General features: G+C 72.4%; 11 protein-coding genes and 1 pseudogene. 6 read left to right on the top strand and 6 right to left on the bottom strand.

What is annotated here, in order from left to right; all coding sequences use genetic code 11:
- Positions 1–762 precede the first annotated feature (762 nt).
- Positions 763–1575 carry a site-2 protease family protein gene (locus tag HDC93_RS34600; RefSeq protein WP_185014780.1) on the bottom strand — a complete coding sequence of 271 codons (813 nt, stop codon included), beginning with the start codon at positions 1573–1575 and terminating at the stop codon, positions 763–765.
- Between the two features lie 104 nt (positions 1576–1679).
- Between HDC93_RS34600 and HDC93_RS34605 the strand changes: the two genes are divergently transcribed.
- Together HDC93_RS34605 and HDC93_RS34610 are read left to right on the top strand one after the other, a co-directional pair.
- Positions 1680–2408 (top strand): DUF6578 domain-containing protein, encoded by a 729-nt coding sequence (locus tag HDC93_RS34605; RefSeq protein WP_185014781.1) that lies wholly within the window; start codon positions 1680–1682, stop codon positions 2406–2408.
- A gap of 394 nt (positions 2409–2802) precedes the next feature.
- A complete protein-coding gene (locus HDC93_RS34610) occupies positions 2803–6081 on the top strand; it encodes a BTAD domain-containing putative transcriptional regulator (RefSeq protein WP_185014782.1) in 3279 nt (1092 codons plus the stop codon).
- 25 nt (positions 6082–6106) lie between these two features.
- Here HDC93_RS34610 and HDC93_RS34615 read toward each other — a convergent pair whose 3' ends face one another.
- The 3 genes from HDC93_RS34615 to panB all read right to left on the bottom strand — a co-directional run bounded on the left by HDC93_RS34615 (position 6107) and on the right by panB (position 8975).
- On the bottom strand, positions 6107–6928 hold the full coding sequence (locus HDC93_RS34615) for an ABC transporter permease (protein WP_185014783.1): 822 nt from the start codon (positions 6926–6928) through the stop codon (positions 6107–6109).
- Positions 6925–7944 carry an ATP-binding cassette domain-containing protein gene (locus HDC93_RS34620; RefSeq protein WP_185014784.1) on the bottom strand — a complete coding sequence of 340 codons (1020 nt, stop codon included), beginning with the start codon at positions 7942–7944 and terminating at the stop codon, positions 6925–6927. Before HDC93_RS34620 ends, HDC93_RS34615 begins: the two co-directional genes overlap by 4 nt.
- 155 nt (positions 7945–8099) lie before the next feature.
- A complete protein-coding gene (gene panB, locus HDC93_RS34625; protein ID WP_185014785.1) occupies positions 8100–8975 on the bottom strand; it encodes a 3-methyl-2-oxobutanoate hydroxymethyltransferase in 876 nt (291 codons plus the stop codon).
- A 242-nt stretch (positions 8976–9217) separates the two neighbouring features.
- Here panB and HDC93_RS34630 point away from each other — a divergent pair, with 242 nt between their 5' ends.
- The 4 genes from HDC93_RS34630 to HDC93_RS34645 all read left to right on the top strand — a co-directional run bounded on the left by HDC93_RS34630 (position 9218) and on the right by HDC93_RS34645 (position 14290).
- Complete coding sequence (locus HDC93_RS34630) at positions 9218–10819, top strand: MFS transporter (protein ID WP_185014786.1); 1602 nt, start codon at positions 9218–9220, stop codon at positions 10817–10819.
- A gap of 70 nt (positions 10820–10889) precedes the next feature.
- Positions 10890–11540: a TetR/AcrR family transcriptional regulator gene (locus HDC93_RS34635; RefSeq protein ID WP_185014787.1), complete on the top strand. Its 651-nt coding sequence runs from the start codon at positions 10890–10892 to the stop codon at positions 11538–11540.
- Positions 11541–11883: 343 nt separating this feature from the next.
- On the top strand, positions 11884–12936 hold the full coding sequence (locus tag HDC93_RS34640) for an endonuclease/exonuclease/phosphatase family protein (protein WP_185014788.1): 1053 nt from the start codon (positions 11884–11886) through the stop codon (positions 12934–12936).
- Positions 12937–13072: 136 nt separating this feature from the next.
- Complete coding sequence (locus HDC93_RS34645; protein ID WP_185014789.1) at positions 13073–14290, top strand: MFS transporter; 1218 nt, start codon at positions 13073–13075, stop codon at positions 14288–14290.
- 55 nt (positions 14291–14345) lie between these two features.
- On the opposite strand, the gene HDC93_RS34650 is transcribed toward HDC93_RS34645, so the two are convergent.
- Both HDC93_RS34650 and HDC93_RS34655 read right to left on the bottom strand, forming a co-directional pair.
- Positions 14346–14921: an O-methyltransferase gene (locus tag HDC93_RS34650; protein WP_185014790.1), complete on the bottom strand. Its 576-nt coding sequence runs from the start codon at positions 14919–14921 to the stop codon at positions 14346–14348.
- A gap of 14 nt (positions 14922–14935) precedes the next feature.
- Positions 14936–15615: pseudogene (locus HDC93_RS34655) on the bottom strand (haloacid dehalogenase type II).
- Positions 15616–15664: the final 49 nt, after the last annotated feature.

Consider the following 15664-nt stretch of genomic DNA (forward strand, 5'->3'; position numbering starts at 1 on the left):
GGACGAACCACGCCCATCTCTCCCGCCGCCAACCGGAGTTCATGCCCACCCAGCCCGAACTAAACGATCACGTTCGGAAAGCGGATGGCGTCTCAGAGAACCGATCCACCTGACGGACCCGCTTGAAGCGGAAGCGCCTGAGCCCGTCAAGGGCTGTGACATGTGCGAATCGCGGTTCGGGCAGTGGCGGGAAGCCTCAAATCCGCGGAGCGCGGCTTACGACCCGTCGCACGCAACGGACCTGGCGGTCGAGATCAGTCGCCACCCGCACGAGTGGAAGAGGACGGCGCGATGAACAACGGGCCGTTTCCCTGGGTCGTGACGAAAGACGAGCTAGAGCAGGCCCCGACGGGTGCGTTCGTCGAGTGCGCGGACTGCCTTGGAGGTAATAAGTCCCTCCGGGATGGCGAGGACCCACTCAGGTGGGCGCGAGACCATGTGGCGATGCTGCCGCATCACAACCGATTCCGCGTTGTCACCATGACGAACCTCAGTATTGCGTCGGTGCTGTCGCCGACCCCTGATCCCGCGCGCTGACTGCTTCGAGCAGACGGCCCGCGGAGGGCGCGGCGGGGCCTGAGGCCGGCATACCCGGCCCCGCCTGCGTCCTGAACTCCTCGTCCCCGGACCGTCGCAGAGACGGGGACGAGGCCCCGCCCGACGGCGACGCCTGATCACGGTCAGGCGTTGGGGCGGACGAGCCCCGTTCACTTCCCGACCCCCGTGGAGGTGGGCGGGGCTTCTTCGTTTTCGCAGGTCAAGTCACGGAGTGCACCCGATGTTGGGTCCGACGTCCCGCAAGCCACTGAATACATAGTTGTAAAGGTACTGACCGCAGTACGTCTCGAAGTCGCTGATGCAGAGGGACTTCAGGATCGTGTCGATCACGTCGAAGAAGACGCCGTTCACCGCCGGCAGCCACAGCAGCGCGAACACGAACAGCAGGCCGAACGGCGCGAACGGCTCCACCTGGCGCCGGATGTTGTACGACAGCCAGGGCTCGATCACGCCGTAGCCGTCCAGGCCCGGCACCGGCAGGAAGTTCAGCAGCGCGGCCGTCACCTGGAGCAGCGCGAGGAACGCCAGCGCGAACCGGAAGTCGTTCGGCACACCGTCCAGCGCGCCCAGCCAGAACGGGGCGGTGCAGACGACGGCGAACAGCACGTTCGTCAGCGGGCCCGCCGCCGAGATCAGGCTGTGCCTCCAGCGGCCCCGGATCCGGTTCCGCTCGATGAACACGGCACCGCCGGGCAGGCCGATGCCGCCCATGATCACGAAGATCACCGGGAGCACGATGCTGAGCAGGGCGTGCGTGTAGGCGAGAGGATTGAGGGTCAGGTAGCCCTTCGCGCCGATGGAGATGTCGCCGCTGTGCAGGGCGGTGCGCGCGTGCGCGTACTCGTGCAGGCACAGCGAGACGATCCACGCCGCCGTCACGAACAGGAACACGGCGACGCCCGGCTGCTCGGCGAACCCGGTCCAGGTCGCCCATCCCGTGACCGCCGTCACGGCGACGATCCCGACGAACACGGGACTGATCCGTCGCTCGCTGTGGCGGGTGGTGGCGGTGGTCATGGGGCTCCCTGCACTCGTCGACACGGGGTGGGACGGCCCGACGGTACCGGGCCCGGGTGAAAAACGTCTCGCGCGGGGCGGTCGGTTCCGGGGAGGGTGGGCCCATGGGGCTGTGGCACGTGTTCTACGAGGACTGGCAGATGGAGTGCTGCGGCACGCCGTTCTCGGTCGGGGACGAGGTGAGCTGGCCGCTGCTGCTCCTGGACGCGGACACCGTGCTGGGCGGCGGCTGGCGCGACCAGCTCACCGAGGTCGCCGGGCCGGTGGAGGACGTGGCCGGGGTGCGGATGGTCCGGGAGGAGACGGGCCTCCCCGTGGCGCTGGGGGCGGACCCCGACGCCGAGGAGGACCGGCGCCCGCAGCCGGGGAGCCGGGCCCGGTCGGTGGGGCTGCTGTCCGTCGAGCGGCACGGCGCGAGGTGGCCCGAGGCCCGCGGGCGGGTGCGGGCCGTGCAGGTGCTGACCCAGACCTGGGCCGAGACCGCGCCCGGATCGCGCTCCTACGGGCCGGTGGCGGGCAAACGCGGGCTGCGGGCGGTGGAGCGCTGCCCGCGGTGGTTCACCGAGACCGAGGGGGAGCGGGCCGCCGACGGGCGGGGACGGCGCTCACGCGAGTCCGGCGTGGTGGTGACCCTGGACGTGCCGGGCACGGACTCCCGGCTCTCCCACGCCGTCCGCGAGGCCCGGGGCATCCCGGAGCAGGGTGCGGAGCCCGGCGCGGAGACCCGGGGCATCGAGGCGGCGGACCTGACGGCCCTGCTGGAGACACTGAGTACGGCCACGCCCCCGCGGCGCCCGACCGGCCGAGCCCGGCGCCGCCACGCGGGTACGTGAACGGCCCCGCCGATGACCCCGACACACTCCCGTCGACGCGAGGGCCCTGCCGTGCCGGGCCGCCGCGACTCCGGCGCCCGGTTGCGGTCCGTGAAGGAGCGGCCTGCCGTGCCGGGCCGCCGTGGCTTCGGTGCCGTGTGCGGGTGCGTGGACGGCTCTCGCCTGTCCGGTGCGGCGGTGGCTCTGGCGCCGTCCTCGCATGGGTCCGTGATCGGTCCATCTTGCCGTGCCGGGCCGCCGTGGTTCCGGCGCTCGGTGCCCGGTCGTGAACGGCCCCGCCCTGTCCGCGCCACCGCCCCCCTGACGCCCTCGACGCCCCAATCCCCGTTCCTGACCCGCCCGCCGCGCCGCCAACCGTCGTGACCCGCCCCCGTACACCGGAGACAATGAGCCCGTGCACTACCGCATCCTCGGCACCACGCAGGCGCTCCGCACCGACGGGACGGTCGTTCCGGTCGGTGGGGCGCGGTTGCGTGCGCTGCTGACCGTGCTCGCGCTGCGGGCCGGACGGACCGTACCCGCGGGGCTGCTCGTCGACGAGGTGTGGGGCGGGCAGCCGCCCGCCGACGCGCCCGGCGCGCTGCAGGCGCTGGTCGGGCGGTTGCGACGGGCGCTCGGCGCCGCCGCGATCGCCTCCGTCGAGGGCGGCTACCGGCTCACGGCCGCCCCCGACGACGTCGACCTGCACCGGTTCGAGCGGCTGGCCGGCGAGGGGCTGCGTGCCCTGGCCGACGGCGACCCCGCCAAGGCCGTCGTGGTCCTCGACGACGCCCTCGCCCTGTGGCGCGGCCCCGTCCTCGCCGACCTGCCCGACCGCACCGCCGAGGCGGCCCGCCGGGACACCCGACGCCTGGACGCGCTGCGCGCCCGCCACACCGCCGCCCTCGCCCTGGGCCAGGCCGAGCAGTCTCTGCCGGAACTGACCGCTCTGTGCGACGGCCACCCCCTGGACGAACCCCTCCAGGCGCTGCGTCTGCGCGCCCTGCGGGACGCCGGCCGCGCGGCGGAGGCACTGGACGCCTACGAGGACGTCCGGCGCCTCCTCGCCGACCGCCTCGGCGCCGACCCGGGGCCGGAACTGCGCTCCCTGCACGCGGAGTTGCTGAGCCTCGGGGACCTGCCCGTCCCCGCGCCGGCCCCTCAAGGGCCGGGCGCGTCCGTCGGCAACCTCCGCGCCCGACTCACCTCCTTCATCGGCCGGGAATCCGACATCGAGACCATCCGCGGGGATCTCGCGGCGGCCCGGCTGGTCACCCTGCTCGGGCCGGGCGGCGCGGGGAAGACCCGTCTGTCGCAGGAGGCCGCCGAGGCCGTGCGGGCGACCATGCCCGGCGGCGTGTGGCTCGCCGAACTCGCCCCTGTCGACGACCCCGACGCCGTGCCGGAGGCCGTGCTCACCGCCGTCGGGGCCCGCGAGACCGTGCTGTACGGCGCCAACGCCGAGGGCATCCGTGCCGCCGTCGGCGACCGGCTGGACGACCCCGTCGAGCGGCTCGCCGAGCACTGCTCCCGGCCCCGCATGCTGCTCATCCTCGACAACTGCGAGCATGTCGCCGACGCCGCCGCCCGGCTCGCCGAGGAGCTGCTGGCGCGCTGCCCCGACCTCGCCGTCCTCGCCACCAGCCGCGAACCCCTCGGCGTACCGGGGGAGTTGCTGCGGCCGGTGGAGCCGCTGCCCGAGCCGGTCGCGCTGCGGCTGCTCGCCGACCGGGGCGCGGCGGCCCGGCCCGGCTTCCGGATCGAGGACGACGCCGCGGCGTGCGCCGAGATCTGCCGCCGCCTCGACGGCCTGCCGCTGGCCATCGAACTGGCCGCCGCCCGGCTGCGGATGCTCACCCCCCGCCAGATCGCCGACCGGCTCGACGACCGCTTCCGTCTGCTCACCTCCGGAAGCCGCACCGTCCTGCCCCGGCAGCAGACCCTGAGAGCCGTCGTCGACTGGTCCTGGGAGCTGCTCGACGAGGACGAACGCGACGTCCTGCGGCGGCTGTCGGTGTTCGCCGGCGGCTGTGACCTGCCCGCCGCCGAGGCGGTGTGCGGACCGGCCGCCCTGGAGGCGCTCGGCTCCCTCGTCGACCGCTCCCTGGTCGTGGCCGCCCCGCCGGACGGTTCGGCCGGCGGGGAGATGCGCTACCGGCTCCTGGAGACGGTAGCCGAATACGCCGGCGAACGGCTGGACGAGTCCGGGCAGCGCGCCGACGCCGAGCGCGCCCATCTGACGTACTTCCGTGAACTCGCCCGAGTCACCGACCCGTTGCTGCGCGGCCCGGGCCAGCTCGCCGCGATCCACCGGCTGGAGCGGGAGTACGAGAACCTGCGGACCGCGCTGCGCCACGCCGTAACGCTGCGCGACGAGCAGGAGGCGCTGTGCCTGGCGCTGTCCCTCGTCTGGTACTGGCAGATGCGCGACCTGCGGATCGAGGCGCGCAACTGGTGCCGCGAGGTCATGGCGCTCGGCCCCGACCCCTTCGCCGAGCCCGTCCGCCCGGCCACCGCGGTGTGGGAGCGCTGCACCGACGCCCCGCCCCCGATGACCGGCGAGGTCCTCGCGGAGGCCCGGCGTGGTATCCACCTCGCCCATCTCGCCTGCATGGACACCGAGCTGGACGCCTGGCAGAACCCGCGCTCCCAGGAGAAGCTGCGCGCCATCGCCCGGACCTACGAGCCCGGTCTGCCGCAGAACTGCCGGCTCCCCGGCCTGCTCTGGTTCCTCGCCGTGATGCTGACCGGCGACATGGACCGGCTGCGCGTCATCATCGACGCCTCCATCCGGACCTGCCGGCAGGCCCCGGACTTCGACTGGGAGCTCGCCTCCGGCCTCCAGATGCGGGCCAACTTCCTGGCCAACCGCACCGACTGGGCGGGCGACGCCGCCCGTGACGCCGACGAGTCGCTGGAGATCTACCGGCGCCTGGGCGACGCCTGGGGCACCGCCGAGGCACTCTCCGCCCGCGCCGAGGCCCACGAACGCCGGGGCGACCACGCCCTGGCCGCCGCCGACTACGAGGCGGCCATCGGCCACGCCGAGCACCTCGGCGCCCGCGCCCAGGCGGCCGTCCTCAGCGCCCGGCTCGGCAGCGCCCTGCTGGAGGCCGGCGAGGGCGAACGGGGCGAGCGGCTGCTGCGCGAGGTGATCGACCAGCACGAGGAGTCGCACAGCGAGGCCATGCCCGCCGCCCGGCTGTTCCTCGCCGGCCGGCTCGGCATGACGGGCCGCGTCACCGAGGCGCGCGAGCAACTGCGGCGGCTGCGCCAGGACTTCCGTATCGCCCACTTCATCGTCTTCGACACGTTCATCCTGGCGACCGAGGCATGGCTGGACGCCGTGGAGGGACGGTACGAGGACTGCCTGGAGCGGATCCGCAAAGGGATCGAGCGGGCCACCGATCCGCTGTCCGAGGTCATCGCGCCCCACATGCGCTCGGGCTACCTGGTCATCGGCGCCTGGGCGCTGGCCGCCTCCGACGGCGGGCGGCGCGCCGTGGACGCGGCCCGTTGCCTGGGCGCCTTCGACGCCCTGCTGCCGCCCGGCCACGTCTCCCAGTCGCAGGAGCGCGAGACCCGCGAGCAGGCGGAGCGGCACGCCAGGGCGCTGCTGGGCGACCAGGCGTACGAGACCGCGTACGCCGAGGGCGGCGGCCTGTCCATCGAGGAGGCCACCGCCCTGCTCTGACGCGGATCGGACCGGTCCGGCCCGGTCAGCTCTTGGTGCGGAACTTGTGGATCGCGACGGGCGCCATCACGGCCGTGATCGCCACCGACCAGCCGAGCGTCACCCACAGGTCGTGCGCGACCGGCCCGCCCACCATCAGACCGCGCGCGGCGTCCGCCAGCGTGGACAGCGGGTTGTAGTCGGTGAAGGCCTGGAGCCAGCCCGGCATGGACGTGGTCGGCGCGAAGATCGACGAGCCGAACTGGAGCGGGAACAGCACCAGGAAGCCCATCGCCTGCACGGACTGCGCGCTCTTCATGATCACGCCCAGGGTGAGGAACACCCACATGATCGACGAGGCGAACGCCGTGGACAGCGCTACGGCCGCGAACAGCCCGGGCCAGTTGGTGATCTCGAACCCGACCGCCACGGAGACGATCATGAGGACCGCGGTCGCGAACAGCATCCGCAGCAGTTCCACCGAGATCTTCGCGAACAGCACCGAGCCGCGCCCGATGGGCAGGGACCGGAAGCGGTCCATGACACCGGAGTTGAAGTCCTGGCTGAAGCCGGTGCCGACGCCCTGGGACAGCGTCATGCTCATCATCGCGATCATGCCGGGGATCACGTACTGCACGTACCGGTCCTGCCCGCCGCCCAGGGCCTGCCCGATCGAGCCGCCGAACACGAACACGAACAGCAGGGTGAAGATGACCGGCATCAGCAGCGCGTCGGCCATCGACTCCGGGTCCTGGCGGATCCACAGCAGATTGCGGCGGACGAGGGCACTGGTGTGGCGCACGTGCCCGCGCAGCGAGATGCGGGCGTCGTCCTTCGTCGCGGGGGTGGACAGGGTTGCGGCGCTCATACGGCGACCTCTTCGCGGTCCTCGGTGGGCGTGGCGTCCTGCGGGGCACTGGCACGGTGGCCGGTGAGGGACAGGAAGACCTCGTCCAGGCTGGGCAGTTCGGTGGTGACGGCGGCGAGTGTGATGCCGCGGGAGGTGACGGCGCCCACGACGGCGGTGAGCTGCTCGTCGCTGAGGATCGGGACCAGCAGGGTGCCGGAGGCGGCGTCCACGGTGGTGGTCGCGAGCCCGGTGATGCCGAGCTCGTCCAGGTACCCGGCGAGCGGCCGCAGGTGCAGGGCGTCGGCCGGCCTGATCCGCAGGGTCCGCCCGCCGACCTTGGCCTTGAGCTCCTCGATGCCCCCGCCCGCGACGACCTGGCCCTTGTCCACGACCGTCAGCTCGGAGGCGAGCTGCTCGGCCTCCTCCATGTACTGCGTGGTCAGCAGCACGGTCACGCCGTCGCCGACCATGGCCTTGACCTCGTCCCACACCTCGTTGCGGGTGCGCGGGTCGAGTCCGGTGGTCGGTTCGTCGAGGAAGAGGACGGAGGGCCGCCCGATCATCGAGGCGGCCAGGTCGAGCCGCCGCCGCATACCGCCGGAGTAGGTGCCGGCGGGCCGCTTGGCGGCCTCGGTCAGCGAGAACCGCTCCAGCAGCTCGTCGGCACGCCTGCGTGCCTCCTTGCGGGGCAGGTCGAGCAGCCTGCCGATCATGTACAGGTTCTCCCAGCCGGGGAGCTTCTCGTCGACGGAGGCGTACTGCCCGGTGAGGCCTATCACCCGCCGCAGCTGCCGCGGCTGCCGTACGACGTCGTAGCCGGCCACCGTGGCCTGGCCCGAGCCGGGTGCCAGCAGTGTGGACAGGATCCGCACGAGGGTGGTCTTCCCGGCCCCGTTCGGCCCGAGCACCCCCATCACGGTGCCCTCGCGCACCTCCAGGTCGACGCCGTCCAGAGCTTTGGTCTCCCCGTAGTGCTTCACCAGCCCCCGCACGGTCACAGCGGCGCCGCCGGTTCGTGTGTCGATTCGCGTCATGGGACAGACGGTCTCAGGGCCCACCGACAAATCACCGACAAGCCGCCGACAGCCCTTGTCGGTGGTGCCGGCGGGGTGAGTGCTCCCGGCGGAAAGGGAACAGCCCGTCGGCTGGGGGAAGGCCGACGGGCTGTTCGTGGTGCCGCTGTGGCTCTCTAGTGGACGGAGTTCTCCTCCTGCGGGAACGCTCCGCCGACGACCTCGTCGGCGAACGCCTTCACCGCGTCGCCCATCACCTCGCGCAGGTTGGCGTACTGCTTCACGAACTTCGGCACCCGTCCGCCGGTCAGGCCCAGCATGTCCGTCCACACCAGCACCTGCGCGTCGGTCTCGGGGCCCGCCCCGATCCCGACGGTCGGGATGTGCAGCACCCGCGTCACCTCGGCGGCCAGCTCCGCGGGGACCAGCTCCAGCACGACCGCGAACGCGCCTGCGTCCTGCACGGCCTTCGCGTCCCGCAGCAGCTGCTGGGCCGCCTCCTCGCCGCGGCCCTGCACGCGGTAGCCCATGGCGTTGACCGACTGGGGGGTCAGGCCGATGTGCGCCATGACCGGGATCCCGGACTCGACGAGCAGCCGGATCTGCTCGTGCGACCGCTCGCCCCCCTCCAGCTTCACCGCCTGCACCCCGGCCTCCTTCACCAGCCGGGTCGCCGAGCGCAGCGCCTGCACCGGACCCTCCTGGTAGGAGCCGAAGGGCAGGTCGCCGACGATCAGGGCACGGGAGGTGCCCCGTACGACCGCCGCCGACAGCATCGTCATCTCGTCGAGGGTGACGGGCACGGTCGTGTCGTACCCGAGGTGGCAGTTGCCCGCCGAGTCGCCGACGAGCATCACCGGGATGCCGGCCTCGTCGAAGACGGACGCGGTCATCGCGTCGTACGCGGTGAGCATCGGCCACTTCTCGCCGCGCTCCTTGGCGGCGGCGATGTCCCGCACGGTGATACGGCGGGTGCCCTTGCCCCCGTACAGCGCCTTGCCGCCGTCGGAGGGCTTCGTCTGAGCAGTCTGGGCAGCCGGAAGCTGCGTCATTGCACGGCTCCTAACACGTCATCTCGAGGCGCCCTGACGGCGTCCCCGGACCACGTCCATGGTGGCACCTCGTGCCATCGAGGGCTAGGGGAGCCCTTGTGCGTTCCGACTGAGAGTTCGGCCCCGGGGGGACGCCCCCGTGTGTATCGCCCCGGAGCCGGAAGCGGAAGTCGCGTAAGATCCGGGTAAGAGTATTCCAATACGAGACGGTCTCGTATCGAAATGGTTCTAGGCTCGGACACATGACTCCTCCTGCCGACCCGGCCGCCCCCACCGGCCCGCGCGTACCGGAAGCGGTGCACCGGCGCCGCTGGGCGATCCTCGGCGTGCTGATGCTCAGCCTGCTGATCGTGGTGCTCGACAACTCGATCCTGAACGTCGCCATCAAGACGATCTCCACCCCGGCCCCCACCGGCCTGGGCGCCACCCAGAGCGAGCTGGAGTGGGCGATCAACGCCTACACCCTCGTCTTCGCGGGCCTGCTGTTCACCGCCGGGCTGCTCGGCGACCGGCTGGGCCGCAAGAAGGTGCTGATCGGCGGTCTCGCCGTGTTCGGCCTCGGATCCGCGCTCGCCGCGTTCTCCGGCTCGCCGGGCGAGCTGATCACCTTCCGGGCCGTGATGGGCCTGGGCGCCGCGTTCGTCATGCCCGCCACCCTCGCCGTCCTCATGAACGTCTTCGAGCGTGAGGAGCAGCCCAAGGCCATCGGCATCTGGGCGGGCGGTGTCGGCCTCGCCGTCGCCATCGGCCCGATCACCGGCGGTGTCCTGCTCGACCACTTCTGGTGGGGCTCGGTCTTCCTCGTCAACGTGCCGATCGTGGTGCTCGGGCTCGCGCTGATGCTCTGGCTGGTGCCCGACTCGCGCGATCCGCACCCGGGCCGGACCGACCCCGTCGGCGTCGTGCTCTCCGTCGTCGGCCTGGTGCTGCTCGTCTACGGCATCATCAAGGGCGGCCAGCTCGCCGACTTCACCGACGCGACCGTGCTGGCGACCATCGGTGCCGGTGTCGCCGTGCTCGTCGCCTTCGTCGTGTTCGAGAAGCGCAGCGACCACCCGTCGATAGACGTCACGTACTTCAAGGACAAGGTCTTCTCGGCCGCCATCGCCGCCATCGCGCTGGTCTTCTTCGCCCTGATGGGTGTGACCTTCTTCGCCGTCTTCTACACGCAGAGCGTGCGCGGCTACTCGCCGCTGCAGACCGGTCTGCTGATGCTGCCGCTGGCCGCCGCCCAGCTGATCTTCGCACCGCGCGCCCGGCTGGTGGTCGACCGCTTCGGCAACCGGGTCACGACCACGGCCGGCATGGCCGTCATCGCCGCCATGCTGGGCGCGTTCGCCACGCTGGACGCGGACACCCCCATCTGGATCCTGGAAGTGATCTTCTTCCTCATGGGTGCCGGCATGGCGCACATCATGACGCCGGTCAGCGTCGTCATCATGCAGGCCCTGCCCCGCGAGAAGGCCGGCTCCGCCTCCGCGCTCAGCAACACCTTCCGGCAGGTCGGCGGCGCCCTCGGCATCGCAGTCCTCGGCTCGGTGCTGTCCACGGCGTACCGCACGGGCATCGAGGACAAGCTCGGCGTCCTGCCGCCGGCCCTGCGGCACACCGCCGGGGAGTCCATCGAGGCCACGCTCGGCGTCGCGGACAAGCTCGGCCCGCGGGGCGAGTCCCTCGTCGCCCCGGCCTACGACGCGTTCCTGCACGCGATGCACACCACCGCCCTGTGGGGTGCGGGCGTCGCCCTGATCGGCGCGGTCGTCGTGGCGCTGTTCCTGCCGGGCAAGCCGCCGGCGTCCCAGCAGGGCGAGGGGGAGAAGGAGTTGTCGCACACGCGGGCGTAGGGGTGCGGAAGAATTCACCTTCCGTACAGCCAGGAACGGTCTCCACCCGGTCAGGAAAGGACGCAGCGACGTGAGCCTCGCCGAACGGCGCTCTCCGCACGGCGGACCCGCGAGGGGCCGTCCCAGAAGCGAGGCCGTCGAGCGCGCCATCATCGAGGGCGTGATGAAGCTCCTGGAGGAGGGCGTGCCCCTCGCGGAGCTGTCCATCGAGCGCATCGCCCGCACCGCCGGCGTCGGCAAGGCCACCATCTACCGCCGCTGGAGCGGCAAGGAGGAACTCTTCGTCGACGTCGTGCGCGCCGCGGAACCCCCGGACCCGCCGCTGCCCGGCACCTCCATGCGCGACGACCTCGTGGTCCTGCTGGAGCAGGTGCGCCGGCGCGGCCTGGCCAACCGTTCCTCGGCGATCCTGCACAGCGTGCAGGCCCAGATGAAGAGCAGTCCGAAGCTCTGGGCGGCGTACCACGCCACCGTCGTCGCCCCGCGCCGCCGGCTCGGCCTGGAGGTCCTGCGCCGCGGCCGGGAGAACGGCGAACTGCGCACGGACCTCGACCTCGAACTGCTGAACGACCTGTTCGTCGGCCCGGTCCTCGTGCGCGCCGTGCTGCGCCCCGACGCCGACCTGCCCGACGACCTCGCCGAGCAGGTCGTCGACACCCTGCTCGAAGGACTGCGGCCCGGCGGCTCACCGTCCGTCAGATCGGCCTCCGGCGGCTCCTAGTGCCGCGGCAGGCAACGTTCGCCCCGTCGCGACGCCCGGCACGCACTCTCGCCGCACCGGGCACAAACCCAAGTACATCCAGTACGAGGGCATGCACCCGGCACGCCGAGAGCACGCACCGGACGCCGCTCCTTGACGGGCAAACGTTGCCTGCCGCGGCACTAGTGTGCGCGTTTCGTCACAGAGGGCGCTTTCGGCGGGCCTGGCCGGAACTCCCCGCGGGGGCTCGAACGTCATCGCCCCCGTACGGCCGTCGGAGGACGGCGGGAACGGAACGGATCTTCCCCTAGGGTCGTAAAGACACGGGGGCGATGGTGTGCACGGCAGGCAGTGAGGCGACGGTATGGCGCAGCAGGCGTACATGACGGAGACGGACAACGGCGGCTCGGGGCCCGAGCACCAGGGAACCCGGCTTCGGCGCCTGTTCGACCGGCTGGCGGGCCCCTGGCGGGGCGACCCCCGGATCTGGCGGCGCGGACTGCTCGTCACCGCCTGCGCGGTGCTGCTGGCCCTGGTCATGGTGCTGCACTCGCGCATCCCGAACACGATCGGCAATCTGGGCAGCCTCATCGAGACGTTCCTGCCCTGGCTGGGGCTCCTCGTCCCGGTGCTGCTCGTCCTCGCCCTGGTCCGCAGGTCCGCGACCGCGCTGATCGCGGTGGTGCTGCCGTCCGTGGTCTGGCTGAACCTCTTCGGCGGCCAGCTCAGCGACAAGGCGGCGACCGGCGGTGACCTCACGGTGGTCACGCACAACGTCAACGCCGACAATCCGGACCCGTCCGGCACCGCCCGTGACGTGGCCGCCTCCGGCGCGGACGTGCTGGCCCTGGAGGAGCTGACGCCCGCCGCCGTCCCCACGTACGAGAAGGCGCTGGCGCCGACGTACCGCTACCACTCCGTGCAGGGCACGGTCGGCGTGTGGAGCAAGTACCCGCTGAGCGGCGTGCGGGACGTGAACCTCGACATGGGCTGGACGCGCGCGATGCGCGCCACCGTGACGGCCCCGTCCGGGCAGCTGGCGGTCTACGTCGCCCATCTGCCGTCCGTGCGCGTGAAGATGGAGGCCGGTTTCACGGCCCGCCAGCGCGACCGCAGCGCCGACTACCTGGGCGAGGCCATCGCCCGCGAGCCGCTGAAGAACGTCGTCCTGCTCGGCGACCTCAACGGCACGATGAACGACCGCGCGCTCAACGCCGTCACCTCCCAGATGCGCTCGACGCAGGGCGCGGCCGGCAGCGGTTTCGGCTTCAGCTGGCCCGCGTCGTTCCCGATGGCGCGCATCGACCAGATCATGGTCCGGGGTCTGAAGCCGGAGAGCTCGTGGACCCTTCCACAGACGGGCAGTGACCATCTGCCGGTCGCGGCCCGTGTGAGGGTCACCACAAGCGGCTCCTGAAACCCGCTGGTCAGAGCGCTTCCGTCAAAAACTGGCAACCGAGGCGTCACCTCGTGGAATAGCGCGCCTGAGAGACTTTGTTCCGTACTTGAACATACGCGTACGGATCTCCAAGCAAGTCTCGAAAGGCTCACTCATGCCCCTGGCCCTGCTCGCCCTCGCCGTGGGCGCCTTCGGCATCGGTACGACCGAGTTCGTGATGATGGGGCTGCTGCCCGATGTCGCGGACGACCTGAACATCTCGATACCCAGCGCCGGCCACCTGGTGTCGGCGTACGCGCTGGGCGTCGTCATCGGCGCCCCGCTGCTGGCCGCGGTCACCGCCAGGATGTCGCGGCGCACGGTCCTGATCGGCCTGATGGGACTGTTCGTCGTGGGCAACGCCCTGTCGGCCCTCGCGCCGGACAACGGCTGGCTGCTGGCCGCCCGCTTCCTGAGCGGTCTGCCGCACGGCGCCTTCTTCGGCGTGGGCGCCGTCGTCGCGACGAACATGGTCGCCCCCGAACGCAAGGCGCGCTCGGTCTCGCTGATGTTCCTCGGCCTGACGGTCGCGAACGTCCTGGGCGTGCCGGCCGCCACCCTCATGGGGCAGAACCTCGGCTGGAGGGCGACCTTCCTCGGCGTCAGCGCCATCGGCCTGGCGGCGATCGCCGCGCTCGCGTTCCTCATCCCGCGCGACCACGAGCACGCCACCGCCCAGGGCCTGCGCGGCGAACTCGCCGCCCTGCGCTCCCTCCCGGTCTGGCTGTCGCTCGGCACTACCGTCGCGGGCTTCGGTGCCCTCTTCGCGGCCTACAGCTACATCACGCCGATGCTCACGGACGCCGCCGGCTACGCCGACGCCAGCGTCACCCTGCTGCTGGCGCTGTTCGGTGTCGGCGCGACCGCCGGCAACCTGCTGGGCGGCCGGCTGGCCGACCACTCGCTGCGCGGCACGCTGTTCGGCGGCCTGACCTCGCTGGTGGCGGTGCTGGCGCTGTTCCCGCTGCTGATGCGCACGGAGCTCACGGCCGCCGTGGCCGTGATCCTGCTCGGCATGGCGGCCTTCGCCACCGGCTCCCCGCTCCAGCTGATGGTCATGGAGAAGGCCTCCTCGGCCCCGTCCCTGGCCTCCTCCGCCAACCAGGCCGCCTTCAACCTGGCCAACGCCGGCGGCGCCTGGATCGGCGGCCTCGCACTGGCCGCGGGCTTCGGTGTCACCTCCCCGGCCCTCGCCGGTGTGGCCCTGGCCGTCCTCGGCCTGGCCGTGGCGTCGCTGGCCCACGCGGTGGACCGGCACCGGGCTCCGGCCGCCGGTCGCGAGCGGATCGTGGCGAGCCACGTCCCGCAGGAGGCGGAAGCCGTGCACCACTGACGGTTTCCGGTGGGCGGCGGCCCGTGGGATCACCTCCCGCGGGCCGCCGCCGTGTCTACCGGGGCGCCCCGCGCCGCGCCGCGACGACCGCCGAACTGGTGGGCGTGGTGAGGACTTCGGTGGCGTCCAGCTCCGGATGGGTCAGGTAGAACAGGCGCAGTTCGTCCACCTCGCCCTCGAACCGGGGCGGCCACGCGGCCGACGGGGTGAAGTCGTCCAGGACGAGAATCCCCCCGGGAGCGAGCAGTTCGACGACCCTTCCCGGAGCGTCCCGCTTGCCGCCGCCGTCGCAGAAGAACACGTCGAACGGGGCGTGCTGTTCGAGCAGCCGCCAGTCGCCGGTGAGGACGCTGACACGGCCGTCGTCGGCGAAGACCCCGGCCGCCCGCCGGGCCAGCCCCTCGTCCCGCTCCACGGTGACGAGCCGCGCACTGTCGCCGAGTCCGCTGTGCAGCCAGGCGGTCCCCACCCCCGACCCGGTGCCGCTCTCGGCGACGACCCCGCCGGGCTTGGAAGCGGCGGCCGTCCTCAGCAGCCTGCCGACCTCCGCGATGCAGCTCTTCTCGAACCCCGCCTCGGCGGCGAGGCGTTCGGCGGCGAGTACCCGCGCCGGAACAGCGCGCTCACTCATGACCGGACCCCCCTTCAGGAGGGATCCGACGCTACCTGCCCGTCCGTCAGCGCGCTGATCGGTTCATCGAGTTCGCCGAACCGCCCGTCGAAGTCGTCGGAGTCCGCGGGCGGGTCCCCGACCGGGCGGTGCACGTAGGCGGTGCGCAGGCCGGCCGCCTGCGCGCCGCGCAGGTCCCAGGCGTGGGCGGCCACCATCAGCACGCGCTCCGGCGGGCATCCGGCGCTGTCGAGGGCGAGCCGGTACACCTCCGGCGCCGGCTTGCAGGCCTGGGCCGCCTCGGCGGACAGGGCCTGATGCCAGCGCAGCCCGGCATGCGCGTTGAGGTGCAGCAGGGCCGTGCGGCCGGCGTTGGACAGCCCGAGCACGGGGAACCGCCGGGCGAGCCGCTCCAGCCCGCCGGCGGAGTCGGGCCACGGGGGTAGGCGCCGCCCCGCCGTGACCAGCCGGGCGACGGCCCCCGGGTCGGTGACTCCGGCGCGGTCGGCCACGAGCCGGGCGGCCTCCGCGTCGAGGACCTCGGTGCTCGCGTACGGGCGCTCCCCCCCCGGATGCGTTCCTGCTCCTGCTCGCCGTGCCGCTGCCACAGGGCGACGAGCGCGTCGGCGGCCGCCGGGCCGGGCAGCCGTGCCGCTTCCTGAACGGCCGCGCGAAGGCCGCCGGGTTCGTCGTCCTTGAAAAGGTCATCGGCCACGACCCCAGGGTAGGCAAGTGGACACTTGCCCACCCTGCCGGCAAATGTC

It is taken from the genome of Streptomyces sp. AK010 (assembly GCF_014207295.1).
In the GTDB taxonomy this organism is placed as follows: Bacteria; Actinomycetota; Actinomycetes; order Streptomycetales; family Streptomycetaceae; genus Streptomyces; species Streptomyces massasporeus.

What these genes read in the sequence shown, in the direction of transcription:
- HDC93_RS34600 (WP_185014780.1), bottom strand. Translation starts at nt 1,575, where the DNA reads ATGACCACCGCCACCACCCGCCACAGCGAGCGACGGATCAGTCCCGTG.
- HDC93_RS34620 (WP_185014784.1), bottom strand. Translation starts at nt 7,944, where the DNA reads ATGACGCGAATCGACACACGAACCGGCGGCGCCGCTGTGACCGTGCGG.
- HDC93_RS34615 (WP_185014783.1), bottom strand. Translation starts at nt 6,928, where the DNA reads ATGAGCGCCGCAACCCTGTCCACCCCCGCGACGAAGGACGACGCCCGC.
- HDC93_RS34645 (WP_185014789.1), top strand. Translation starts at nt 13,073, where the DNA reads ATGCCCCTGGCCCTGCTCGCCCTCGCCGTGGGCGCCTTCGGCATCGGT.
- HDC93_RS34630 (WP_185014786.1), top strand. Translation starts at nt 9,218, where the DNA reads ATGACTCCTCCTGCCGACCCGGCCGCCCCCACCGGCCCGCGCGTACCG.
- HDC93_RS34650 (WP_185014790.1), bottom strand. Translation starts at nt 14,921, where the DNA reads ATGAGTGAGCGCGCTGTTCCGGCGCGGGTACTCGCCGCCGAACGCCTC.
- panB (WP_185014785.1), bottom strand. Translation starts at nt 8,975, where the DNA reads ATGACGCAGCTTCCGGCTGCCCAGACTGCTCAGACGAAGCCCTCCGAC.
- HDC93_RS34605 (WP_185014781.1), top strand. Translation starts at nt 1,680, where the DNA reads ATGGGGCTGTGGCACGTGTTCTACGAGGACTGGCAGATGGAGTGCTGC.
- HDC93_RS34640 (WP_185014788.1), top strand. Translation starts at nt 11,884, where the DNA reads ATGGCGCAGCAGGCGTACATGACGGAGACGGACAACGGCGGCTCGGGG.